The organism is Mesorhizobium sp. RCC_202, from assembly GCF_041355295.1.
In the GTDB taxonomy this organism is placed as follows: domain Bacteria; phylum Pseudomonadota; class Alphaproteobacteria; order Rhizobiales; family Rhizobiaceae; genus Mesorhizobium.
On record NZ_JBFUPO010000001.1, the window covers coordinates 603,705 to 628,702 of the forward strand.

19 protein-coding genes are annotated in these 24,998 nt (G+C 64.9%); 4 read left to right on the forward strand and 15 right to left on the reverse strand.

What is annotated here, in order from left to right; all coding sequences use genetic code 11:
- Nucleotides 1-243: 243 nt before the first annotated feature.
- From AB6802_RS02735 to AB6802_RS02745, 3 genes are all read right to left on the reverse strand, one after another.
- Complete coding sequence (locus tag AB6802_RS02735; protein ID WP_371008463.1) at nt 244-2,619, reverse strand: aldehyde dehydrogenase family protein; 2,376 nt, start codon at nt 2,617-2,619, stop codon at nt 244-246.
- 209 nt (nt 2,620-2,828) lie between these two features.
- Complete coding sequence (gene deoC, locus AB6802_RS02740) at nt 2,829-3,881, reverse strand: deoxyribose-phosphate aldolase (protein WP_371008464.1); 1,053 nt, start codon at nt 3,879-3,881, stop codon at nt 2,829-2,831.
- 436 nt (nt 3,882-4,317) lie between these two features.
- Nucleotides 4,318-5,145, reverse strand: coding sequence for a ferredoxin--NADP reductase (locus AB6802_RS02745; RefSeq protein ID WP_371008465.1), 828 nt, complete (start codon nt 5,143-5,145; stop codon nt 4,318-4,320).
- A 220-nt stretch (nt 5,146-5,365) separates the two neighbouring features.
- Between AB6802_RS02745 and AB6802_RS02750 the strand changes: the two genes are divergently transcribed.
- Nucleotides 5,366-7,438, forward strand: a complete 2,073-nt coding sequence (locus AB6802_RS02750; RefSeq protein WP_371008466.1) for a hydantoinase/oxoprolinase family protein — start codon at nt 5,366-5,368, stop codon at nt 7,436-7,438.
- Between the two features lies 1 nt (nt 7,439).
- Nucleotides 7,440-9,134, forward strand: a complete 1,695-nt coding sequence (locus tag AB6802_RS02755; protein WP_371008467.1) for a hydantoinase B/oxoprolinase family protein — start codon at nt 7,440-7,442, stop codon at nt 9,132-9,134.
- On the opposite strand, the gene AB6802_RS02760 is transcribed toward AB6802_RS02755, so the two are convergent.
- Genes AB6802_RS02760 through AB6802_RS02785 form a run of 6 tightly spaced genes read right to left on the reverse strand, consistent with a single transcriptional unit; the run spans nt 9,135 to nt 16,199 of the window.
- Complete coding sequence (locus AB6802_RS02760; RefSeq protein WP_371008773.1) at nt 9,135-9,596, reverse strand: MarR family winged helix-turn-helix transcriptional regulator; 462 nt, start codon at nt 9,594-9,596, stop codon at nt 9,135-9,137.
- The gene (locus AB6802_RS02765) at nt 9,593-10,177 is read right to left on the reverse strand and encodes an amino acid synthesis family protein (protein WP_371008468.1); all 585 of its coding nucleotides are present in this window, start codon (nt 10,175-10,177) and stop codon (nt 9,593-9,595) included. The genes AB6802_RS02760 and AB6802_RS02765 overlap by 4 nt, the downstream gene beginning before the upstream one ends.
- Entirely contained in the window at nt 10,170-11,054 is an 885-nt protein-coding gene (locus tag AB6802_RS02770) for a UPF0280 family protein (protein WP_371008469.1), read from the reverse strand. The genes AB6802_RS02765 and AB6802_RS02770 overlap by 8 nt, the downstream gene beginning before the upstream one ends.
- Nucleotides 11,054-12,595, reverse strand: a complete 1,542-nt coding sequence (locus AB6802_RS02775; protein ID WP_371008471.1) for a 6-hydroxynicotinate reductase — start codon at nt 12,593-12,595, stop codon at nt 11,054-11,056. The genes AB6802_RS02770 and AB6802_RS02775 overlap by 1 nt, the downstream gene beginning before the upstream one ends.
- Entirely contained in the window at nt 12,592-15,345 is a 2,754-nt protein-coding gene (locus tag AB6802_RS02780) for a molybdopterin-dependent oxidoreductase (RefSeq protein WP_371008472.1), read from the reverse strand. Before AB6802_RS02780 ends, AB6802_RS02775 begins: the two co-directional genes overlap by 4 nt.
- Nucleotides 15,342-16,199 carry a xanthine dehydrogenase family protein subunit M gene (locus AB6802_RS02785; protein WP_371008473.1) on the reverse strand — a complete coding sequence of 286 codons (858 nt, stop codon included), beginning with the start codon at nt 16,197-16,199 and terminating at the stop codon, nt 15,342-15,344. Before AB6802_RS02785 ends, AB6802_RS02780 begins: the two co-directional genes overlap by 4 nt.
- Nucleotides 16,200-16,481: 282 nt before the next feature.
- Between AB6802_RS02785 and pncA the strand changes: the two genes are divergently transcribed.
- Together pncA and AB6802_RS02795 are read left to right on the forward strand one after the other, a co-directional pair.
- On the forward strand, nt 16,482-17,096 hold the full coding sequence (pncA, locus tag AB6802_RS02790) for a bifunctional nicotinamidase/pyrazinamidase (RefSeq protein WP_371008475.1): 615 nt from the start codon (nt 16,482-16,484) through the stop codon (nt 17,094-17,096).
- A 157-nt stretch (nt 17,097-17,253) separates the two neighbouring features.
- Nucleotides 17,254-18,672: a sodium:proton antiporter gene (locus AB6802_RS02795; RefSeq protein WP_371008476.1), complete on the forward strand. Its 1,419-nt coding sequence runs from the start codon at nt 17,254-17,256 to the stop codon at nt 18,670-18,672.
- On the opposite strand, the gene AB6802_RS02800 is transcribed toward AB6802_RS02795, so the two are convergent.
- The 6 genes from AB6802_RS02800 to AB6802_RS02825 all read right to left on the reverse strand — a co-directional run bounded on the left by AB6802_RS02800 (nt 18,669) and on the right by AB6802_RS02825 (nt 24,930).
- Nucleotides 18,669-19,376 carry an ABC transporter ATP-binding protein gene (locus tag AB6802_RS02800; RefSeq protein ID WP_371008477.1) on the reverse strand — a complete coding sequence of 236 codons (708 nt, stop codon included), beginning with the start codon at nt 19,374-19,376 and terminating at the stop codon, nt 18,669-18,671. The genes AB6802_RS02795 and AB6802_RS02800 overlap by 4 nt on opposite strands.
- Nucleotides 19,369-20,097 carry an ABC transporter ATP-binding protein gene (locus tag AB6802_RS02805; protein ID WP_371008478.1) on the reverse strand — a complete coding sequence of 243 codons (729 nt, stop codon included), beginning with the start codon at nt 20,095-20,097 and terminating at the stop codon, nt 19,369-19,371. The genes AB6802_RS02800 and AB6802_RS02805 overlap by 8 nt, the downstream gene beginning before the upstream one ends.
- On the reverse strand, nt 20,094-21,056 hold the full coding sequence (locus AB6802_RS02810; protein WP_371008479.1) for a branched-chain amino acid ABC transporter permease: 963 nt from the start codon (nt 21,054-21,056) through the stop codon (nt 20,094-20,096). The genes AB6802_RS02805 and AB6802_RS02810 overlap by 4 nt, the downstream gene beginning before the upstream one ends.
- Nucleotides 21,053-21,934: a branched-chain amino acid ABC transporter permease gene (locus AB6802_RS02815; RefSeq protein ID WP_371008480.1), complete on the reverse strand. Its 882-nt coding sequence runs from the start codon at nt 21,932-21,934 to the stop codon at nt 21,053-21,055. Before AB6802_RS02815 ends, AB6802_RS02810 begins: the two co-directional genes overlap by 4 nt.
- 95 nt (nt 21,935-22,029) lie before the next feature.
- A complete protein-coding gene (locus AB6802_RS02820) occupies nt 22,030-23,334 on the reverse strand; it encodes an ABC transporter substrate-binding protein (RefSeq protein ID WP_371008481.1) in 1,305 nt (434 codons plus the stop codon).
- Nucleotides 23,335-23,490: 156 nt separating this feature from the next.
- A complete protein-coding gene (locus tag AB6802_RS02825; RefSeq protein ID WP_371008482.1) occupies nt 23,491-24,930 on the reverse strand; it encodes a hypothetical protein in 1,440 nt (479 codons plus the stop codon).
- Between the last annotated feature and the right edge of the window lie 68 nt (nt 24,931-24,998).

Genomic DNA, 24,998 nt, shown 5'->3' on the forward strand with positions numbered 1-24,998 from the left:
CCTCTTTCTTTTGATGCAATTCCGGACGGAAAACCGCTCACACTTTCCTGGAATTGCTCTTATCCATCCGCTCTATCGGTGGCCGGCAGCAGCGTCGTGTGCCAGACGGCCAGGCCTGCCGATTTCACAGATAAAGATGTTTTTTCTCGTTAAAGAGCAAGCGCGCGAGCGTCAAGCCCGAACGCGATCACCTTCGCGCCAGCAGCTTTAATGCATGCAGCCCGCGCTTTTTTTGGGAGGCGATCAGTCGCCGTAGGGCACCCAGACGTTCTTGACCTCGATGGCGCGACGCAGGATCCCCTCGCCGGCAGCACCGTCCGAGGCCCAGTCTAGGCTGCGACCATTGCCGGTCCAAACGCGCTTCAGGTTGCCGATGGAGTCGGCCTCCGCCTTGGCGCAGGTCTCCGCGTCGGCGAACACCCAGAGCCCGTCGACGTCGTCATGCTTGGCCAGCACCCCGGCAAGTTCCGCTGTTCGGCCGGTGACGATGTTGATGGCGCCCGCCGGAACGTCGGAATATTCGATCACCTGGTAGAGGTCGGTGGCGAGCAGGGGATGACGCTCCGACGGAATGGCCACGACCGTATTGCCCATGGCCAGAGCGGGTGCGACCAGCGAGATGACGTTGAGCAGCGGCTGGTTGTCCGGCGCGACGATGCCGACGACGCCGACCGGCTCGTGCAGCGCAAGCGTGACGGCGCGGGCCGGCGGTTGGTGCACGCGACCCTCGAACTTGTCGGCAAGGCCGGCATAGAGGAAGAGGCGCTCGATCGACAGCTCTACTTCTTCCCGCGCCGCCTTGGCGTTGGCGCCGGTCAGTTCGGTCAGCCGGGCGGCGAACTCACTTGCCCGACCGGAAAGGTTCTCGGCCAGGTAATAGAGCACCTGGCCGCGATTATAGGCCGTCGCCTCCGGCCAGGCCTTGCAGGCGCGCGCGGCGGAAACCGCATCGCGGATGTCCTTGCGGTTGCCGAGGCCGACTTCGCCGGCAAGCTTGCCCTTGGCGGTGACGACGCCAAGCGAATAGTTGCCATCCGGGCGAACCTGTTTGCCGCCGATGAACAGCTTTGCCGTGCGGTCGATGGCCGCGCCGTCGGCCTGCTCGACCGGTTGGGCTGAACCAGCCGCGGCAGGCTTGACGACCGGACCCACGGGAAGCTTCACCGCCAGATATTCGAACATGCCTTCGCGGCCGCCCTCGCGGCCATAACCGCTTTCGCGGTAGCCGCCGAAGCCGCAGGCGGCATCGAACATGTTGGTGCCGTTGATCCACACCACGCCGGCCTTCAGCTGCGGCGCGACATGCAGCGAGAGGTTGACATTCTCGCTCCACACGGAAGCGGCAAGGCCATAGCGCGTGTTGTTGGCGAGCTCGATCGCTTCCTCGGTGTTGCGGAAGGTCATGGTGGCGAGCACCGGCCCGAATACCTCTTCCTGCGCCAGGATATTAGCCGGCGAAACGGATGTGGCGAGCGTCGGCAGATGGTAATAGCCGGAGGACGGCAAAGTGGCGTCCGGTTGCCAGCAGACGGCGCCCTGTTTGGCACCTTCCGCGATCAGGCCCTTGACGCGATCGAGCTGGGTACGGTCGACCAGCGGGCCGATATCGGTGTTCTTGTCGAGCGGGCTGCCGACGCGCAGCCGGCTCATCCTGACCTTGACCTTGGCGATCAGGGCCTCGGCGATGCCTTCCTGGACCAGCAGGCGCGATCCGGCGCAGCAGACCTGGCCCTGGTTGAACCAGATGCCGTCGACCAGACCCTCGACAGCGCTGTCGAGATCGGCATCCTCGAAGACGATGAAGGCCGACTTGCCGCCGAGCTCCAGCGACAGTTTCTTGCCCGATCCGGCGGTGGCCTTGCGGATGATCTTGCCGACTTCCGACGAGCCGGTAAAAGCAATCTTCTGGACGCCCGGATGGTTGACGATTGCGGCACCCGCTTCAGGCCCACCCTGGACGATGTTGACGACACCCTTGGGTACGCCGGCGCGCTCGCAGATTTCAGCAAACAAGATGGCGGTGAGCGGGGTGAATTCGGCCGGCTTCAGCACTACCGTGCAACCGGCGGCCAGAGCCGGTGCGATCTTCCAGGCCAGCATCAGCAGCGGAAAATTCCACGGGATGACCTGGCCGATGACACCGACCGGCTTGTGATCGGGAAAATCCTTATCAAGCGTCTGCGCCCAGCCGGCATGGTGGATGAAATGGCGGATCGCCAAAGGGACGTCGATGTCGCGGCTTTCGCGGATCGGCTTGCCGTTGTCGATCGATTCCAGCACCGCGAACAGGCGCTGATGACGCTGCATGGCACGGCCGATGGCGTAGAGCACTTTTGCGCGCGCATAGCCGGAACTGGCGCTCCACTTCGGCAGCGCCTTGGCGGCGGCGGCGACCGCCGAATCGATGTCGGCGGCGCCCGCGTCGGACACTTTAGCCAGCAGCTTGCCGGAAGACGGTTCGCTGGTCTCGAAAGTCTTGCCGCTTGCCGCTGCCTTCCAGGCGCCATCGATGAACAGCGCCTTGCCGAAATCGCGCGCGGCGAGCCAGGCATCCGCCTCGCCGCGGGCTTCCGGCGCCGGTCCGTATTCCATGGCATGATAGCGTTCGAGGATGTTCATGGGGTACTCGCTTGCAGGAAGATTCTAGCACTGCGGCCGTGGGGCTCGTCCCGAGGATCTGCTGACCAACGAGAATGTGGTTCGATCATAAATGAGAGGCTGGTAGATCCTGGAGACAAGCCCGAGGATGACGGCCGCAGAGCATGACGCGCTTGAGTGGATAAGACAGCGGGGGCGCGAAGGAACTCCACGTTCAAGGTCTCACTCGCCTACGCCATCGCGTGGCGGTGGTTGGCCGAATAGTGACCGGTTAAATGATGCTCGAGCTGGCGCTCGATGTCGGTGAGCAGACTGGAGGCGCCGAAGCGGAACAGGTTTGGTTCCAGCCAGGGCCGGCCAAGCTCTTCCTTCATCAGCACCAGCCAGTCGAGCGAGACTTTTGCCGTCGAAATGCCGCCGGCCGGCTTGAAGCCGATGAGGTAGCCGGTCTCCTCGAAATAGGCGCGGATGGCGCGCACCATTGCGAGGCCGACGGGAAGCGTGGCGTTGACGCTTTCCTTGCCGGTCGAGGTTTTGATGAAATCGGCGCCGGCCATCATCGCCACCATGGAGGCCAGCATGACGTTGCGCAGCGTGGCGAGGTCGCCGGTGCCGAGGATGACCTTGAGATGCGCATCGCCGCAGGCGGCGCGCATGGCGACGATCTCGTTGAACAGCTCGCGCCATTTGGCGCCGTAGACAAGACCGCGCGGAATGACGACGTCGATCTCGTCGGCGCCGTCCTTTACCGAGGCTTCGATCTCCTGCAGGCGGGTCGAGAGCGGCGCAAGTCCATGCGGAAAGGCGGTTGAGACGGCGGCGACATGAATGCCGGTGCCGCGCACCGCATCGACCGCCGTGGCGACGAAGGGATGGTAGACGCAGACGGCCGCCGGGCGGATGGTCTCGCCCGATATACCCAGACCCTCGATAATATCGCGACGCAGGGGGTTGATCGCCTTGGCGCAGAGCCGGCGCACGCGCTCGTCGGTATCGTTGGAGTTGAGCGTGGTGAGGTCCATGCAGGCGATGGCCCGCAGCAGCCAAGCGGCCTGGTTGTCGGCCTTGATCGAGCGCCGCTTGGTCAGCGTCGCGACGCGGCGCTCCAGCGCCGAGCGGTTGACGCTGCGCACCGATTCCAGGAAACCGAGATCGAGCTTCATGCCGGGGTTGCGGGCAATGCCATGCTCGCTCAGCACAGGCGTGTTGGCGGCGGCGCGCGCCGGCAGCGGCATCACCTTGGACGCACCGGCACCTGCGCCGGCCTCGCGGATCGTGCTCATCTCCTGCCCTTTCATTCAGCGACGTGCGCTTTATGTCTTCATGCGTGTCGCGAGGCGACGCGCATAAAGATAGCCCGCCAAGCGACGCTTCACGAGTCTTTCAAAGGGTCTTAGCGGAAAAAGGCCGCCGAAGCAGCAGATTTTTGACCGTATGGTCAAACCATCATGCTGAGTGGGCGCTCCCCGCGTTGGGAATTGGCCGAAACGCCCATCCCTTCGTCATACTCGGGCTTGACCCGAGTATCCATGCCGTGACCTCTGCTGCAGAGTGCAACGGTGCGGAATTCTGTAACCGTCGCAACGCCTTAGCCTAACGGCATGGATTCTAGGGTCTGCGCGCGTCGCTCCGCTCCTTGCTCCGCCCTAGAATGACGAAGCGCGAATGTCGTCGCTAATCTCAGACGCCTACAAGAGAGTTGACGGGCCGCGACCCGCCTCAGCCGACGAAGGCGCGCTCGACGACGAAGCTGGCCGGATGGCTGAGCGAACCCTCCTGGAAGCCGAGGCTCTCGGCGAGCTCCTTGACGTCCTTCAGCATATGCATCGAGCCGCAGATCATGATGCGGTCGGTCTCCGGATTGAGCTTGTCGATGCCGAGGTCGGCGTAGAACTTGCCGGAGCCGATCAGCGCGGTGATGCGGCCCATGCGCGCCGATTCCTCGCGGGTCGTCGAATTGTAGAGCGTGACGCGGCCGCCGGTCAGCTCGCCGATCAGCGGATCGCTCTCGAGCGCCGCCACCAGCTCCTGGCCATAGATGAGCTCGGCATTGTCACGACAGGTGTGGGTGAGGATGACCTGGTCGAACTTCTCATAGGTATCGGGATCGCGCAGCAGGCTGGCAAAGGGCGCGATGCCGGTGCCGGTCGAGATCATGACCACACGCTTGGCCGGCGTCAGCGCGTCGAGCACCAGCGTGCCGGTCGACTTCTGACGCATGATGACCGTGTCGCCGACCTGGATCTTCTGCAGCTCGGAGGTGAGCGGACCGTCCGGCACCTTGATCGAGAAGAATTCGAGTTCTTCGTCCCAGGCGGGACTCGCAACCGAATAGGCGCGAAAAACCGGCTTTTCGGCATTGGGCAGGCCGATCATGACGAACTCGCCGGAGCGGAAGCGCAGCGACTGCGGGCGGGTGATGCGGAACGAGAACAGCCGGTCGGTGTAATGCTTCACCGACACCACGGTCTCGGCATAGACATTGGCCGGGATCGGGAACTGCAGCGGCTTCGAGCCGGCAGCGTTCAATGCGGATATCGTGTTCATCAAACCCAACTTTCCGGCCCAGACGAGACACGCTGGCGCCAAACTCTCTCCTGCGCGCCCGGACGATCAGGTCCCGGCGTGCTCTTCACACACTGCCAAGCAGTAGGCTCTTGTGTCGGAAACTTATTAGTATACAAATGATATTCAGGTCAAGATCACAGCGTAAAACGCCTTTCCAATCCAAGGCATATCCTTAGTCCTGGCATTTCGGGTTTCGGCAATGAATGAGAAATTTTCGGCGTCGGCGGGCAGTGTCGTGGCTGGCATCGATGTGGGCGGAACCTTTACCGACCTGCTCCTGATCGACGGCAGAGCCGGTGGCAAGGTGCATATCGCCAAGACACCGACGACGGTCGAAAATCAGGCTTTCGGCGTGGTCTCGGCGCTTGGCGCGACCGGCTTTCCGATCGACGGCATCGACCTCATCGTGCATGGCACGACGACCACCACCAACGCCGTTCTGGAACGGCGTCTCGCCAGGACCGGCATGATCACCACGCGCGGTTTCCGCGACGTGATCGAGCTTGGACGACGCTCCCGGCCGCAGCCCTATGGCATGACGGGCAGCTTCGTGCCGATCATCCCGCGCGATCTCAGGCTGGAAGTGTCGGAGCGGGTCGAGGCGTCGGGTGCCGTCCGCATTCCGCTCGACGAGGCCGAGATGCGCGATGCGGTGAAGGCGCTGCTTGCCGCCGGCTGCGAGTCGCTGGTCATCCATTTCCTGCACTCCTATGCCAATCCGGCGCATGAGCGGCGCGCGGCCGAGATCGCCGCCGAGCTCTGGCCGAACGGCCACATCACATCAGGACATGCGCTGCTGTCGGAGGCGCGCGAGTTCGAGCGTGGCGTAACAGCCGCGGTCAACGCCTCGGTGCAACCGATCCTCGAGCGCTATGTCGAGCGGCTGCGCAAGGAACTCGCGGCACAAGGCTACGCGCGCGACTTCCTGATCATGAATGGCAATGGCGGCATGATCTCGGCCCCTTTCGTCACGCTGGAATCGGCAAAGACCGTGATGTCAGGCCCGGCCTCCGGCGTGATCGCCGCCGCCTACACCGGAAAGCGCGCCGGCTTCGGCAACCTCGTCACCTACGACATGGGTGGCACCTCGACCGACGTGGCGCTGATCCGCGACGCCGAGCCCGCGGTGTCGAACGAGATCGAGATCGAATATGCGATGCCGATCCACGTGCCGATGGTGGCGGTGCACACCGTCGGCGCCGGCGGCGGCTCGATCGCGCGCGTCGATGCGGCCGGGCTGATCCAGATCGGCCCGGAAAGCGCCGGCGCCAATCCCGGCCCGATCTGCTACGGGCGCGGCGGCACGGAGCCGACCATCACCGACGCCAATCTGGTGCTCGGTCGCCTGGCGCCGAAGAAGTTGCTCGCCGTCGACAATCCCGTCACCGTCGAGCGCGTCACCGGAATCTTCGAGGACAAGATCGGCAAGCGCACCGGCCTCTCGGGTGTCGAAGCGGCGGGCGCCGTGCTCAGGCTTGGCAATATGAAGATGGCCGGCGCCATCCGCATGGTCTCGGTGTCGCGCGGCCACGACCCGCGCGATTTCGCGCTGTTTGCCTTCGGCGGCGCCGGGCCGCTACATGCGACAGCGCTGGCGCGCGAGCTCGGCCTGCCGCGCGTCCTGGTGCCGGCGCGCCCCGGCATCACCAATGCGCTCGGCTGCGTCGTCGCGGATCTGCGGCACGACTTCGTCAACACAATCAACCAGCCGGTGGGTGGGCTCGACGAAAGCCTTATCCACTCGGTTCTGGAACGACACCGAAACGAAGGCGAGGCACTGATCGCCAAGGAAGCGGTGAAGCCGGAGGAAATCCGCGTCACCCATTCCGCCGACATGCAGTTCGTCGGCCAGACGCACATCATCAACGTGCCGCTGCCGTCGTCATCGGTGACGCGGGCGACGCTGCAGCAATTGTTCGAGAAAGCCTATTTCGCGCGCTTCAAGGTCGAGCTGCCGGAGATCCGCGCCAACCTCGTCAACCTCATCACCTCGGTCACCGGGGTGCGGCCGCAGATCGACCTGTCGCGGCTGATCGATCCGGCAGGGCGCGCGGCCACGCTTGATGAAGCGCGGCGCGAGATCCGGCCGGTCTGGTATGCCGGCCGCTGGCACGACACGCCGGTCTACGCACGCGAAAAACTGCCGCTCGACGCGGTCATCGACGGGCCGGCGATCCTGGAGCAGATGGACGCCACCACCGTGCTCGAACCCGGCGACCGCGCGCGTTCGGACGCCGACGGCAACATCATCATCGATATCGGCGAGGCCTGAGATGCAAAAGCTCGACGCCATCACGCTTTCGGTCCTCCAGGCGGCTTTGCAGCAGGTCTGCGACGAGATGGACCTCACATTTTCCCGCGCGGCCTTCTCGCCGGTGATTGCCGAGGCCAACGACCGCTCGGACGGCATCTATTCGGCCGTCGACGGCTCGCTGATCGCGCAGGGCAGCCAGGGCCTGCCGGTGTTCGTCGGCGTCATGCAATATTCGACCAGAACGGTGATCGAGATGATCGCCGACGGCCGCTGCCTCGCTCCGGAACCGGGCGACATCTACATCGTCAACGACCCCTATCTCGGTGGCACGCATCTGATGGATGTGCGCTTCGCCATGCCGGTCTACCGCGGCGGCAAGATCTTCTGCTGGCTGTCCAACACCGGACATTGGCCGGATATCGGCGGCTCGGTGCCGGGGGGGTTTTCCGCCTCAGCCACGGCTGTCGAGCAGGAGGGCCTGCGACTGCCGCCGGTCAAGCTGTTCAAGAAGGGCGTGCTCGATCCGGAGATCTACGCCATCATCTGCTCGAACATCCGTGTCGCCGATCAGCGCATCGGCGACATCCGCGCGCAGGCGGCCGCCTTGCTGATCGGCCAGGACAGGCTCAATCAAATCCTGGATCGTTACGGTGACGAAACTGTCGTCGAGGCCATCGCTGAACTGCGCCGCCGCGCCGCCCACCAGATGCGCGCCTCGATCGCCGCGATAGCGGACGGCATCTACCGCTCGCAGGCCTTCGTCGATTCCGACGGGGTTGTGAACGAGCCGCTGACCATCAATCTCGCCGTCGAAAAGCAAGGCGACACGCTGACCTTCGATTTCACAGGTTCGTCAAAACCTTGCGCCGGGCCGATGAACAGCGTGCTGGCGACGACGCTGTCGTCGGTCTACCTGGCCATGCGCCATATTTTTCCGGAGGTGCCGATCAGCGCCGGCGCCTTCGAGCCGCTGAATGTCAAACGGCCGGAAGGCACGTTCCTCGACGCCAAATACCCGCGTCCGGTCTCGGGCTGCGCGGCGGAAGTCTCGCAGCGTATCGCGGAAGCCGTGTTCGCCGCCATGGTGCAGGCATTGCCCGAGAAGGTGACGGCGGCGCCCGCCGGCTCGAGCGGCAATTTCGCGCTGGGCGGTAACGATCCGGCGCGCGGTCGCGACTATGTCATGTACCAGATTTCGGGTGGCGGCTATGGCGGCAATTCAGGCCATGACGGCCTCAGCAATGGCTGCTCGACCATCGGCATTTCGAAATCGCCGCCGGTCGAGATCATGGAGCAGGCCTTTCCCGTCCTCTACCGGCATTACGCGCTGCGCGAAGGCTCTGGTGGCGCCGGAAAACATCGCGGTGGCTTTGGGCTCGCCTATGAGGTGGAGATATTGCGAGGGGACGCCCGCGCGTCCTTCGTTATGGACCATGGTCGCTTCGGGCCGCAAGGCGCGCTTGGCGGCAAGGATGGCGCGGTCAACACGGTGACCGTGTTCCGCGGCGGCGAGGCCCATGTGCCGCCGCATCTTTCCAAGGAACAGGACATCGCGCTCAAGGCCGGCGACCGCGTGCGCGTCGGCACGCCGGGCGGCGGCGGCTATGGCGACCCGCGCGAACGCGACCCGAGGCAGGTGGCCGAGGATGTCAGGCTTGGCTATTATACGGCCGAGCAGGCCAAGGAGATGTTCGGGGTCGACCCGGCTAACTAATCAGGCAAGCTTCGCCAGCAGCCGCAGGAATGTCGCGGCTTCCTTGGCGGTCAGCGGCGCCAGCGTTTCCTCGGTGATGGCGCGCGCCAGCGGGATCAGTCGCTCGATGGCCTGACGGCCTTCCGGCGTCAGATTGACCAGCAGCCGCCGTTTATCGACTTCGTGCTTGGTGAGATCGACCAGGCCGCGCGCCTTCAGACGATCGATGACGCCCTTCACCGTGGCCGCATCCATGGCGATCAGCGTGCCAAGTTGGTTCTGCGAGGTTTCGCCGATATCGTAGAGCTTGGCCAGGGCAGCAAACTGCGGCGGCGTCAGATCGCCGATGTGGGCGGCGAAGATCGAGACATGGCGCTGATGCGCCTTGCGCAACACGAAGCCGACCTGGTTCTGCAAGCGGTAATCATGATCGTCCGACTCGTCGGCCTCGACGAGCTTGAGCAGGTTGTCCTCGCCGCTCATCGCAAGCCGTCCCATGCCTTGATGTCTCCCGCCGCGAGCCCGCCCATGCGGTCGTGGATCCGCGGACCGCAGCTCATGGCCAGGCAGAACAGGATTTCGTCGGGGCGCGGCCCGTCGCTGATGCCGACCTCCATGGCGTCGAAATGGCTGCGCACATAGGCGGCGTTGGTGTGGCCGAGCGGCACGTCGAGCCGCGAACCGAAGGCGCCGACCTTGGTTGCCGACGGCACGATCGCCTTGGCGTCGCCGAGCCGCTCGCGCATCGCGTAGCCGCCCGGCACATGCCAGAGCGCGCCGTGCTCGAGTTCGCCGGACGAGCCGATGATGGTGCCCTTGCCATAAGCGTCGATCAGTTTGACGTCGCCGCCCAACGCGGCAATGAGCTTATCCGTGAGCAGCAGGCCAAGCGGCTTCAGATCGTCCATGGCGCTCTGCAGCTCTTCCACGTAGCGGCCGGCGAAGGGGTTCTTGACCAGCGCGACGGCGGCGGCGCGGCAACGCGGCGCGGCGGCAACCGGCCCGCCATCATGGAAAATCTCTTCGGTCAAAACAGCGATCTTGCGGATCGGAAACTCAGGCATGGGCAAATTCCTCCTGTATATGCTTGTTGGGCGCGGCAAGCGCTATCGCGCCACTGATGCGGGCTTCGCCCGCCAGAAACAGCGCCGAGGCGGCAATCAGGCCGCGCCGGCGAAAATCTTCGGCGACGACAAGGCCATTGTCCAGCGCCCGGGCCGCCTCGACCCGCGAAAGCGGGCCGACGCTTTGCGTCACCAGCTGCGCGCCGAGATCGCTATCGGGCGCCAAGTCGCGTGCCGAAACGCGCGTGATGGCAGGGTGTCCAGTCAGGTCGACGGCGTTGGCAATCAGCGTTGCCGCCGCGTCGGCCTCGGCGCCGGTGCGCGCAAGGACGGTGACGGCGTCGGCGATGCCCAACGAAAACGACCGGCCGCGCCAGCCGCTGGTGGCAACGCCACGCACGCCGTCCTTGGCGCGTATGGTGACGCGGTCGGCCATGCCATTGCCGGTGCCGGCGATTGCCACGGTCATCGACTGGCTTTCGCCGAGATGCAGGGCGCAGTCGCCGCCATTGTTGACATAGGCGCGATCTAGCCGGCGACCGGCGAGCATTGCGCTAAGAATTTCGTCGGCTACCGAACCGGCGACCGCGGCCATCGGCGTTATGAAGCATTCCGCCAGCGGCATGACGGCTGCTTCCATCCGGCGCGCGGTTGGACCTGCGAAATCGCGTGGCGCCAGGAAGAACGCCGGCAGACGCAATTCGGGAAGCTCTTTGACCAGCTCCATCAGGATGGTCTGAAAGCGGTCAACCGCCTGCGCGTAAGCGGCGCGGCGTTCATCCGCCTCGCCAAAGGCTTCGACGATCAGGTCGATCGGCCCATGGTTGAGATGGAGCCGTCTGCCGTCGGCCAGCCAATGCGCCTGCGGGCCTTGCATCATCCGGCCCCGTTCGCCGCGGCACGCCGCAGCTGCGCCAGCGGTGGCCAGGGATTTTGAACCACAGCCCCTGAGCCACGGCGCGGATTGAGATATTCGCCGCCTTTGGCGACGATGTCGTCGACGCTGCGTATCTCGGCCTCGTAGCCGCCCAACCTGACATAATCGTCGCGGCGCATGGTGAATTCGATCGGCGCCACCAGAGCCGGGGTCGGCACATAGCCGAAAGCGCCTTCCGGCACGCGGGTGACATCGACCATCAGCGTGATGCCACCACCCGGCCAGACATAGACCGGCGCGCCGCCGACCGTCACATAGGTTTTCAGACCCTGTACCGAGCGGGTGAGGTTGACCGGGTTTTCGGTGACCCCGGCGCGCAGCGAGCCGCCGGCGCCACCGATGAACAACACGGTGCACAGCGCCGGCTCGCAATTATCCTCGATCAGGCCGACGGACTTCTGCAGCCGCTCCGGGAACGGCCTTTCGACCGGCTTCAAATCGTCATCAAGTTCGTAGTAGGCGAACTGCTCGCCGGTGGTCGAAACCATCAGCAGCGACAGGCCAGGACGCGCGCCCTTCTTGGCGTTCCAGTCGCCGAGGATCGACAGCGGATCGGAAATCGAGGTGCCGCCCCAGCCGAGGCCGGGCTCCGACACCTTGAAGTAGCGGCCAGGCGTCGAACGGCGGCCGATGATTTTTATGCCCGTATCTTCCCAGCCCAGCACCTTGCCGGCCTGATGCTCGGAGATGACGCCGGTGATGTGGTCGTCGACCACAACCACCTCGTCGACCAGCCCGCGCCATTGCGTGGCGAACATGCCGATGGTGGCCGAGCCGCAGCCGACGCGCATGCGATGCTCGATTTTGCCGTCGATGACCGGCGCCTTGCCGGCCTCGACGATGATTGTCGCGCCACCGTCGATGGTGAGCTCGACCGGCTTGCGGTTGCAGAGGTTGAGCAGCGCATCGCAGGTCGCGCGGCCTTCGGCCTTCGAGCCACCCGTGAGGTGATGAACGCCGCCGAGCGACAGCATTTGCGAGCCGTATTCCCCGGTGGTAACGTGGCCGATCGCCTCGCCGCCGGCGCGCACGATCGCCGTCTCGTCGCCGATATGACGGTCGGTGTCGATCTTCACCTTGACGCCACAGTAAGAGAAGATGCCCTCGGTGACGACGGTGACGAGATCGACGCCTTCGACCTCCTGGCTGACGATGAACGGTGCCGGCTTATAATCCGGATAGGTGGTGCCGGCGCCGATCGCGGTGACGAAGCGGCGGCCGGTGTTGACCAGCTCGCCGTTCCAGGCCTCGCCCTCGGCAACGAACGGCACCACAGCAGCACCAGTCTCAGCTGCATGGTCGAGGATGGTCAGCGGATCCATGCGCACGATGCGGCCGCCGACATTGCCGTAGCGGTCGCAGGCGCCGGTGCGGCCGTCGGCGATGTAGCACATGACCGGGCAGGCATCGCAGCGGATCTTTTCCGCTATCTGCTTTTCGCCGGGATCATGGGTTTCGAAACGTTCGGCAAGCTCGCTCATCGGCGCGCCTCCTTGTCGTGAATCGCCGCCAGGATACGGCTCGGCGTCGCCGGCACCTTGGTGACCAGCACGCCGGTGGCGTGGCGGATGGCGTTGAGGATCGCCGGCGCGGTCGGGATCAGCACATGCTCGCCCAGGCCCTTGGCGCCGAACGGCCCTTCCGGGTCCGGGACCTCGACCAATATGTGCTCGATCGGCGGCACGTCGCCAATGGTCGGGATGAGATAATCGTGCAAATTCTCGGTGCGGCCGGGGATGTATTCCTCCATCAGCGCCATGCCGATGCCTTGCGCGATGCCGCCCTCGATCTGGCCCTCGACCAGCACCGGGTTGATCGCCTTGCCGACATCATGCGCGGCTGTGATTTTCAGCAGCTTCACCGTGCCGAGCTTCAGATCGACCTCCAGCTCGGCAATCTGCGCGCCGTAACCATAGAGGGCATAGGGCTTGCCCTGGCCCTTGGCGTCGAGCGGCAGGGTCGGCGGGTCGTACGTCTCTTCCGCAACAAAGACCAGCCCGTCGGCATCGGCCTTCAACGTCGACAGATCGATGCGCCTTGCCGCGTCGCCTTCGCGGATGGAAAGGCTGGCGCCATCAAGCGCGATCGTCGCTTCGCCCGAAACGTTGGCGAAGCGCAGGATCTTTTCGCGCAAGGCGCGGCCGGCTTTCTCGGCCGCCTTGCCGGTGACAAACGTCTGGCGCGACGCCGATGTTTTGCCGGCGTCCGGCGTGAGGGCGGTGTCGGCGCTCTTCAGCCGGAACCGTTCCAGCGGCAGGCCGAGCGCGTCGGCGCAGATCTGGGTGATGACGGTGTTCGAGCCCTGGCCGATATCGACCGCGCCCTGATGCAGGATGACCTCGCCCGACGCCGAGATGCCGACCCTGATGGTCGAGGGATTGGGCAGCGAGGTGTTGCCGCAGCCATACCAGCAGGAGGCGACGCCGACGCCGCGCTTGCTTGCCGTGCTGGTCGCGTTGAAGGCTTCGGCCTCGGCACAAGCGCGCGCCCAATGCGGTTGCAGCTGCTCCAGGCATTCGCCGATGCCGACGCCCGACTCCAGACGCTGCCCGGTCACCGTCTCGCAGCCATCGCGCAGGCAGTTCTTCAGGCGGAAATCGAGCCGGTCCATGCCGAGCTTGCCGGCAAGCTCGTCATAGAGCGTTTCCTGCATGATGGTGGCCTGTGGCACGCCGAAGCCGCGGAAAGCGCCGGCGATCGGGCCATTGGTGTGGATGGCGTAGCCGGTCGCGCGGTAGTTCGGCGTCGCATAAGGACCGGAGGCATGCACCGGCACGCGGTTGGCCACGGTCGGACCCCAGCTCGCATAGGCGCCGGTGTTGAAATCGCCTTCGAAGACCATGCCGGTGACGCGGCCGTCGGCATCGGCGCCGATGGTCGCCTTCATCTCGGCCGGATGGCGTTTGGTGGTCGACATCATCGATTCATTGCGCGTGTAGGCAAGGGCCGCCGGCCGGCCCGTCTTCATCGCCACCAGCCCAATGAGCGGCTGCAGCGAGACGTCGAGCTTGGAGCCGAAGCCGCCGCCGGTGGCGGTCGGCACGATGCGGACTTTCTCGACGGCAAGGCCGAGCACCTTGGCCGTGTCGTCGCGGTCCATATAGGGCGCCTGGGTGCAGGCGACGACGACCAGCGTATCGCCATCCATGTAAGCGTAGCCGGCTTCCGGCTCGATATAGGCATGCTCGACAAAGGAGGTTTCTATAACGCCGGACGCGGTGGCCGCCGCGCTGGCGAGCGCTGCGTCGGGATCGCCACGTTCGACATAGCCGGAGGTGAGCAGGTTCGCCGGGCGGTGCGGATGGATAAGTGCCGCACCTTCGGCCTTCGCCTCGCGCGGCTGCAGCAGGTGCGGCCGCTCGGTCCAGACGATTGGAAAATCCGTCAGGTCGAGATCGAGGATCGCCTCGCGCTCGCCGGCCACCAGCGCCACGGCCTCGCCACGCAGGCGGGCAAAGCCTTCGGCCAAGGCCGGCTGGTCGGCAAAGGGACCGATGACGCCAAAGCAGTTCTTGCCGGGGATATCGGCGGCGGTGAAGACACCGGTAATGCCGGGATTCGCCCTCGTCCAGGCATCGAGATCGCCGAAACTGAAGCCGGCGTGATAGTGCGGCGAGCGGATCACCAGCACCGACAGCGCATCGGCCGGAAAGGAATCGCCGCCGAATTTCTCGTCGCCGGTGACCTTCGGCACGCCATCGAGCCGGATCGGCGAAGCGCCGACGGCGTGGCCGGATTCGGGCAGGCGAAGGTCGACGCCGTTCATATGCTTCGAGGCGTGCATCACCGCCGAAACGATCTTCCTGTAGCCGGTGCAGCGGCAGAGCACGCCGCCAAGCGCATCCTGTGTCTCGGCTTCGCTGGGCGTCGGGTTGTGCTCCAGAAGCGCGGTGGCCGCCACGAGCAGGCCGGGCGTGCAGATGCCGCATTGGGCAGCGCCATGCTCCAGGAAGGAAGCTTGCAGAGCCGAAAGCCTGCCATTGGAGAGGCCTTCGACCGTGATGACCGAAGCGCCCGACACCGAAGCGGCCGGCACCAGGCACGCGCAGACCGGATCGCCGTCGACCAGCACCGTGCAGGCGCCGCAATCGCCGGCATCGCAACCGACTTTGGTGCCAGTCAGCCGCAACTCGTCGCGTAAAACCTGCGACAGCCGCCTGACCGGCGGCACGCAGACGCTGACGCCGGCGCCATTGACCTCGAAAGCGATGTCGGCGCGTTGCATGCTCATGCAGCCACCTTGCCTTCATTCGGATCAACGATAGCGCGCACGGCGCGGGCGACGATCTCGCGCGCCGCGTCCAGCCGGTATTCGGCGCTGCCGCGCACATCGGCGATCGGCGCCAGTTCCTCGATCGGCGCGGACAGCACCGCATCACCAAGTTCCGCCGATGCAGGCAGCCCACGCAACGCCGCCTCGACACCGGCAAGGCGACGAGCGACGGCGGAGCAGGCGCCGACGGCGATTGCCGCATCGGCGACCGCGCCGTCCTCGATCACGAGCCGCACTGCTGCCATAGCGATGGAGATAACCAGATAGCGCCGCGCGCCGAGCTTGACGAAGGACGACACGCCCGTGGCGGCACGCTTCGGTACGCGGATCGCCGTAACCATCTCATCCGGTTGCAGCGCCGTTCGGCGATTGCCGAGTATGAATTCGCCAAGTGGCAAATGACGGGTCGTCTGCGCGGATCGCAACTCGACTTCGGCGTCGAGCACCAGCAGCGCCGGCACGCCATCGGCGGCAGGCGAAGCGTTGCAGAGATTGCCGGCAACGGAGGCGACATTCTGGATCTGGACCGAGCCGACTTCGCGCGCGGCGGCCTTCAGCGCATCGAATGCCGCCGGCAGCGGCTGGCGGACAATGTCGGTCCAGGTGGTGCGGGCGCCGATGTGCCAATGCTCGTCGGTCTCGGCGATGCCGCGCAACGCGGCCAGACCGTTGATGTCGAGGATATTGTCGCGGAAAGGTTTCACGCCCTGCGCCGGATAGAAATCCGTGCCGCCGGCAAGGATGCGCCAGCGGTCCTCGCCAAGAAGGCCAAGCGCCTCGTCGACATTGGTGGGTTTCGCGTAACGGATCACGCTTTGCCTTCCAAAATTGGGCCTTCCCCGAATTGGCCCGCCCAAAGCGCCGTGCCTTGGGTCTTCCGCCGGCATCGAGACCGGTCAAATTCATTCGTATGCAAATGATATCAGGCCGACCGGAATTGTCAAAGCAAGAGTTGGCGGCGCGGCCTCACTGGAACGGAGCTGAACGCATTTGTTATGCCGCCGGAGGTTGACGCCGCCAGCCATCTGGTCAAGGTTCTGCCGCCGGTCGCGCGAGCGGCATTCTTTGGAGCCCAGACCGAGAGAGGGAGGCCCATGGCCGACGAAGCGCTCATCGTGATCGACCTGCAGAACGATTTCTGCCCCGGCGGCGCATTGGCGGTTGCTGGCGGCGACGAGATCGTGCCGTTGGTCAATGACCTGATCCGCCGCACCGAACATGTGATCCTGACGCAAGATTGGCACCCGGCCGGCCATTCGAGCTTCGCTTCCAGCCATCCCGGCAAGCAGGCGTTCGAGACCATCGAGATGCCGTATGGGCCGCAGACACTGTGGCCCGATCACTGCATCCAGGGCAGCCTTGGCTCCGACTTCCATTCCGGGCTCGCCTGGACCAAGGCCGAACTGGTGATCCGCAAGGGGTTCCGCACCGCGATCGATAGCTACTCGGCCTTCTTCGAGAACGACCATGCGACGCCGACCGGCCTTGGCGGCTATCTCAAGGAACGCGGCATCGACACGATCACGCTGGTCGGGCTCGCCACCGATTTCTGCGTCGCTTTCTCGGCGCTCGATGCCATGAAGCAGGGTTTCAAGACCACAGTGCGGCTCGACGCCTGCCGCGGCATCGATCTCAACGGGTCGGTCGAAGCGATGCTGAAGCGCATGCGCGAAGCCGGCGTGAGCCTCGAAGATCATTCGGCGGACTGATCGGGCTGTGGGGAAGAACCCCCTCACCCGGATTGCCAACCGAATTGCGAAAGGCAATTCGGGGCAATCCGACCTCTCCCCGAGGGGAGAGGAGGCAGCCGGCGCCGGCGCCAATCTCTTCTCCCCTCTGGGGAGAAGGTGGCCGCGAAGCGGCCGGATGAGGGGTTTTTTCTGTTTCGCACCACTTGCCATAGCGCTGCTGCTTCCAGCACAGGCGTTCGCCGCCGAGCTCCACGAACTCCCCGGCGCTGCGATGCCGCTCTGGTGGGCGCTGCCGTTCGCCGGCCTGCTGTTGTCGATCGCGACCGGGCCGCTGCTCTTCCCCCATCTCTGGGAACATCACTATGGCAAGATCGCCGCCGGCTGGGCGGCGCTGGTTGTGGTTCCGCTGGCGGCCGCCTTCGGGCTTCCGGCGGCCAGCGAAGCGGTGCTGCACACACTGCTGACCGAATATATGTCCTTCATCATCCTGCTCTTCGCGCTCTACACGATTTCCGGCGGCATCCTGCTTGCCGGCAACATCCACGGCACGCCGCTCACCAATGCCGGGCTGCTGTTGACCGGCGCGATGCTGGCCTCGGTCATCGGCACGACGGGCGCCTCGATGATCCTGATCAGGCCTATGCTGCGCGCCAACGACAACCGGCCGTTCAACGCCCATGTGGTGATCTTCTTCATCTTCCTGGTGTCCAACATCGGCGGCTCGCTGACGCCGCTCGGCGACCCGCCTTTGTTCGTCGGCTTCCTGCGCGGCGTCGACTTCTTCTGGACGACCGTCCACATCCTGCCCGACACGCTGTTCGTCGGTGGCCTGGTACTGGCGGTCTTCCTGGCGATCGACATTTTTCTGCACCGGCGCGAGAACGGCGCGCCCAAGATCAAGGACCCGACGCCGGATTCGAAAGTGCGCCTCCGCGGCCTGCCCAATTTGCCGCTGCTCGCCGGTGTGATCGGCGCGATCCTGCTTTCGGCAAGCTGGAAGCCGGGCATCAGCATTCCGATCTTCGGCGTCGGCCTCGAACTGCAGAATCTCGTGCGCGACGCGATCATCCTGATCCTCGCCTTCGTCTCGCTCGCCGTATCCCGCAAGGAATACCGCGCCGCGAACGGCTTCAGCTGGGGGCCGATCGCCGAAGTGGCGAAACTCTTTGCCGGCATCTTCATCTGCATCGTGCCGGTGGTCGCCATCCTGCGCGCCGGGCTTGGCGGCGCGTTGGCGCCGCTGGTGTCGCTGGTGACTTCGGCCAATGGCCAGCCGAACGATCTCGCCTATTTCTGGCTGACCGGGGCTTTATCATCCTTCCTCGACAATGCGCCGACCTATCTGGTGTTCTTCGAGCTTGCCGGCGGCGATGCGAAGCATCTGATGATGGAAGCCGCCTCGACGCTCGCCGCGATCTCGGCCGGAGCGGTGTTCATGGGCGCCAACACCTATATCGGCAACGCGCCGAACTTCATGGTCTATGCCATCGCCCGCCATGGCGGCGTGAAGATGCCCGGCTTCTTCGGCTATATGGCGTGGTCGGGTCTGGTGCTGATCCCGACTTTCCTGATCGCCGGGTTTTTGTTTTTCTAGCCGACGCCGACATAGCGCCTAACGGCCGACGGATCGGCGCGTAGCTGCTCGACTTCGACCGTCTCGCGGTTGCGGCCGTTCTCGATGAAGGAGACGCGGTCGGCGACCGAGAGCACGGCGTCGACGCGCTGCTCGACCAGGATCGTCGAGACGCCGAGGTCGCGCAGCTTGGCCACTGTCTCGCGGATCCTGGCGATCATCGACGGCATCAGCCCCTCGGTTGGCTCGTCGAGCAGAAGCACTTGCGGCTCGAGGCAAAGCGCGCGCGCCATCGCCAGCATCTGCTGCTCGCCGCCGGAGAGCGTGCCGGAGCGCTGCTTCAACCGCTCGCGCAGCAACGGGAAGAGGTCGAGCACGTTCTCCCGTGTCTGCCTGCCCTTGCCGCGCGCCATCAGGCCGATCTCGATGTTTTCGGCAACCGTCATCTCGGCGAACAATCGCCTTCCTTGCGGCACATAGGCGATTCCGACCTTCGGCACGTCATGCGCGGCAAGCCCGGTCAGTTCCTTGCCGTCCAGCTTGATCGAACCGGCCGCCGCCGGCACCAGGCCCATGATGGCCTTGAGCGTCGTCGTCTTGCCGGCGCCGTTGCGGCCGAACAGACACAACACCTCGCCTTTGTTCAGCACGAGGTCGAGGCCGTAGAGCACCTGGACCTCGCCATAGAAGCAATCCAGTCCCGCAATCGTCAGCAGCTCAGCCATGGGTCGCTCCGAGATAAGCGTCCTGGACTTGCGTATTGGCGCGGATCTGCTCGGGCGTGCCTTCGGCGAGGATCTTTCCGCCATTGAAGACGGTGATGCGGTCGGCGAGCTGCATGACCACGGGCATGTTGTGCTCGATGAGCAGCACCGTGGCATCCTTGGCGATCTCGTTCACCAGCGCGATGAAATTGTCGATCTCGCTGTCGGCCAGGCCCTGCGTCGGCTCGTCGAGGATCAGCAAACGCGGCTTCAGCGCCAGGCCCATCGCGACTTCGAGCAGCCGCTGATGGCCGTAGGACAATTGCCCGGCAAGCGTGCCGGCGCGGTCGGCAAGGCCGGTGCGTTCCAGCGCTTCCATGACGCCGTTTTTCACCTGCCCTTTCGAGCGGCGGTCGGTCAGCGTGCGCTGCACCGGCAGCGCCACATTGTCGAAGGCCGTGAGGTTGGCGAAGACGCTGGTGATCTGGAAGGTATAGGCGACACCGAGGCGAACCCTTTTGTAGGCCGGCATACCGGTGATGTCGGCGCCGTCGAAGACCACCATGCCGGAGGACGGCTGGATGCGGCCAGAGAGCAGGCTGACGAAGGTCGTCTTGCCGGCGCCGTTGGGTCCGATGATAGCGCGGATCTCGCCCGGCATCAGCGCGAAGTCGACGCCGTCGACAGCGCGCAGGCCGCCGAAGAAGCGGGACAGGCCCTTGGTGGTGAGCAGCGGCATCATGGCAGCCACCCCAGCCAGCGCTGGCGGATGCTGCCCAGGATGCCCTTCGGGAAGAACAGCACCAGAAGGATGAGCGCCACGCCGACGATCAGCAGATAGGCGGAAGTGAAGCCGCTGGTGATGTCGGTGACATAATACATGAACAGCGTGCCTAGGAGCGGCCCAAGCGCTGTCGCGGCGCCACCGAGCAAGACCCAGAGCAAGGGCAGGATCGAATATTGCACCGTCGCGAAGCTCGAGCCGACATAGCCGAACAACAGCGCATAGGCCGCGCCTGAGGCCGCGCAGATGGCGCCCGAGGCAACGACCGCAACGAGCTTGTTGGCTGTTGTGTCGTAGCCCAGCATCTTGGCGCGCTCCTCGTTCTCGCGGATCGCCACCAGAACGCGGCCGAAGCGGGAGCGGACGATGGCCAAGGTGGCAAGCAACGCGACCGAAAACAGCGCCAGCGCGCTCATGTAGCGCACGGTCGGATTGGTGAGGTCGACGGAAGTGCCGCCGATCGAGATCACCCGTGAAGCCTGCTGGATGACCAGGCCCTGGTCGCCGCCGGTCCAGGCGGCGAAATAGAGGATGAGCAGATAGAGGACCTGCGCGAACATCATGGTGACGATCATGAACGCCACGCCGGAGGTGCGCAGCGCCAGCAGGCCAATGACCAGCGCCAGCATCGCGCCGCAGGCGACCCCGGCGACAAAGGCTTCCGGCACGCCCCAGCCGAGATGGTAGACGGTCAAGCCCGCGCCATAGAGGCCGGCGGAAAAGAACATCGCGTGGCCGAGGCTGAGCAGGCCGACATAGCCGAAGAGCAGATTGTAGCCCATGGCGAAGACGGCCAGCGGCATGATGCGGGCGAAGAGGCCCTGATGGTAGTCCGGCAGGGCGAAATTGAGCACGAACAGAAGCGCTATGACGCCGATATGCAGGGCGTAGATTTTTGCCGGCGAAGCATCCTTCATCGCTGGGCCGTCCCGAACAGCCCTTGCGGGCGGAACACCAGCACCATGGCGACAACCAGCGTTGCGATGATCTTGGCCAGCGTCGGCGAGAAGAACATCGAGACGATGCCGTCGGAAAGGCCGATCAGAATGGCGGCGACCACCGTGCCGCGCAGTGAGCCGAGGCCGCCGATGATGACGACGATGAAGGACAGGAGCAGCGGATCCTGCCCCATCAGATAATGCGCCTGACTGATCGGCACGATCAGCACCGCGGCGATCGCCGCCAGCATGGCGCCGACGGCGAAGACGCCGGCATAGACGCGCTCGACCGGAATGCCGAAGGCCTGCGCCGTCTCGCGGTCATACTGGGTGGCGCGCATGATCAGGCCGATCTTCGTGCGGGTCAGCACCAGCCAGGTGATCACGAGCAGAACGAGCGAGGCCGCAACGATCGAGAGCTTGTAGCCGGAATAGCCGAACCACGGCAAAAGGATGCGGTAGCTGAACGGCGGCTCGACGGGTCTCGCCTCCGGGCCGTAGAAAGTCAGCGCCAGCTGCTGGATGATGTAGAGCATGCCGATGGTAGCGACGATGGTGCCTTCGGGATTGTAGTTCAGCCGGCGCAGCACCAGCCGTTCAGCGACGAGCGCGATGGCGCCGACGATCAGCGGCGCCAGCACGAGTGCTGCCAGGAAGCCAAGCGTGGGATGGCCCGGTATCGCGGTCGAGATCGCCCAGGCCAACACCGCGCCCAGCATGAAGAACTCGCCATGCGCGACGTTGACGACGCGCATGACGCCGAACACCAGCGACAGGCCAAGCGCCGTCAGCGCCAGAACGGCTGAGGTGACGAGACCTTCGAGAGCGGCGAGGAGGAGATGGGGGCCGAAGTGCATGAGGCTACCCGGTTAGGGAGACGCGAGGCGCCCCCCTCTGCCCTGCAGGACAGAGAGGGGGGCCTGGGCGCTCACGCTTGCTGGAAAAGCAACGCCTACAGCGCCTGCGTCGTGTAGTCCCCTTCGGCCTCGTAGAGCCCGTCCTCGATCTTGGTCTTGTGCACGACCTTCAGCTTGCCGCCCTCGACCTTGGAGATGTTCTGGATGCCGAAACACTGGTGGATCTTGCCGTTGAAGGTTTTCGCTCCCTGCGGATGCTCCGGCCCTTCGGCGAATTCCTTCAACGCCTCGGTCGCCTCGACCAGCTTGGCGCGGTCCTCGGGTCCCTTGTAGCCGGCGTCTTCCATCGCCTTCTTGACGACGTAGAGCGTTTCCCAGCAGCCGAACATATGCGCGGCGGTGGAGACGTCCTTGGGGTCGCCGACGGCCGCACCATTGTCGTCGATGCCGACGGCGGCGCGATAGGCTTTCTGCGCGGCGGAGTCGTCAGGCTGGGCATAACGCGGCGAGCCTTCCCAGAAATGGCTGCCGTCGAGAAATTCGAGACCGGGGCTGTTGATGTCGACGGCCTCGAGCGAATCGATGAAGCCGAACAGCTGCGGCCGGTTGGAGCCATAGAACTCGCCGAGTTCCTTGACAAAGGTGAGCACCGCCGGGCCGACCATGACGTGATAGATCACCTCGGTCTCGGCCGGGATCTGCGGGAAGTATTTGGTGAAGGAGCTTTCCGTCGGCGGGATGGCGATCTGGGCGATGACGTCGGCGCCTTGCGCCTTCAGCGCCGGCGGCAGGTAGTCGCGATGGTCGTAGCCGAAGGCGAAGTCGGGGAAGATCTGCGTCACCTTCTTGCCGGCATTGGCCGCGATCCACGGCGCCATCGACTGGATCTGGCTCTTCACGTCGGTGATGCCGGGCTGGAAGACGTAGCGGTTGAGCTTGGTGGAGGCGACGTGATGGCCTTCGCTGACGACGAAATAGGGGATCTTGTTTTCACCGGCCGCCGGCGCCGAGCCGATCACCACATGCGAGAACAAAGTGCCGAAGACGATGTCGGTCTTGTGCTGCTTGGCGAATTTGGCGACCACCTCGGCGCCGCGCGCCGGATCGGTGCTGTCATCCTCGATGACCAGCTCGACCTGGCGGCCGCTGATGCCGCCGGCATCGTTGATCGCCTTGATAGCGGCGGCACTCGTCTTTTCGTACCAGCGGCCATAGGCGGCGCCGATGCCGGTGCGGTGCGACTGGAAGCCGATCTTGATCGGCGCCGAGCTCTGCGCCTGGCTGTAGCGCACGAAGCCTGGCGCCAGCGCCAGGCCAGCGCCGGCAGCGATGCCCTTCAGCGCGGTGCGGCGCGAAAGCGTCGTCTTCGAGAGATCGAAAAATCCGTTCTTGTCGGCCATGTCCGTTCCCCTGTTTTTTAAAGTCTTGACCAGCGATAAGGCGGCTAAACCATCCTCTTGCGGAGGACGGGAAAATTGCATGTGTACAAACTAAATCACCAAAGCCCTGGCCTGGCAAGCGAGCTTCCCCAAGGAGCCCAAGGACATCGCCTTGTCTCATCCGGCGGTCGGCGTTGCAAGCAACCACAGGCCGAAGATCGTATAGGCGATCATCAAAAGAGTGAGCGGCAGCTGGCTGAGCGCCGCGCGTGAAGGCTGGCCGTATGATCGCCAGGCAAAACCATGCGCGACAAGCACCGCCAGCACATGGCCGGCGATGATCACGCCAGCCTGCAGATTCCACAGCCACCAGGCCGACTGGGCGCCGGCGACGACGCCCGCTTCGACCATCATGTTTGCGGTGCCGAACACGTTCCAGCCGAGCGCGAACGGGTCGGAGAGCGCGACCAGCGCGTACTGGCCGTCGACCAGCAGCGCGGTTACGTAGTGCGCGATATGGTAGGCGAGCGCGATCGGCACGATCGACCATACGAGCAGGCCTGCTGTGTCCGCGAATGAACGGGCATTGCCGGCAAGACGCCCGCCGAGAAAGACGGCCAGCGCGAACACCGCTGCCAACAAAATGAAGGTCAGCACGAGGCCGAAGCTGCCGATGCCGATCAGCGCGGTGCGACCGGGGAACTCCAGCGGATTGACGCCGAACAGGCCGAGCCAGAAGAAGGTCTTCGACAGGCCGTCGAAGGATACGGACGACAGCGCCAATAGAAGAAAAGCCATGCCGCTCAATGGCAATGGTTCGGCGGCAAGCAGCCCGACGCCCGGCCATGCGAGCGAGAGGCGGCCTTGCTCGCGCTGGAATGGCGCGAAGCGTGCGACTATCGAGAAGAAGACGCTCAGGAACTCGCCGCGCCGGCTCCAGGTCTCATAGCCGAAGGCCAGCATGGCGAAGAAGGTGACCAGCCAATAGAGGCCGGCGGCGCATGCTAAGCGTGCTGGATCGTCGGGCGCCGGGTCGATCAGCTCGAACCAGGCGAAGGCGAAGAACAGCACGAAGGCAAGCCAGAAGCCGAGCCATGGGGGTAGGCGCGATGGCTGTGTTTCGTCGCCTCGGAGCCCGACGATCCGGGCCGCGACACGGTACGGGCCGTACCACGGGTTGAGCCATGCCCACAGGTTGCCAAAGACGCCTTGAAGCAGCGTGAAGCCGGCCCAGAGCAGCGTCCAGATCACCAGTGGCAGCGGGTTGGAGAGTGGATCGCGGCTGCCGAAGAGGCCGGCGGCAATGAGGATTGCGAAACCGGCAAAGGAAATGAGACTGATGATTGTGCGTGAGCCGTCGCCGAATGAGAACAGCGGAAGGCGCTTGCGCCAGAAGCGGTCGAAGGCGACGGGTGGCACCAGCGCCAGCACGAGGAAGCTGATGGCTACGGCCAGTGCGCCGCCGGCGATGTAATAGCCGGTTGGGAGGAGGAGGACGTGGCCACGGTCGGAGGCGTGGGCGAAGGCGGGGGTGGGAAGGAGGGCAAGGAAAGCGAGAGGGAAGGCTAACCTGTGGCGACGGCGTTCTACGGCCCCCCTCTCTGTCCTGCCGGACATCTCCCCCTCAAGGGGGGAGATTGGCTGTTTCGGCGCCGGTTCTTTCTTAGCAACGTCGAAGATTGGCG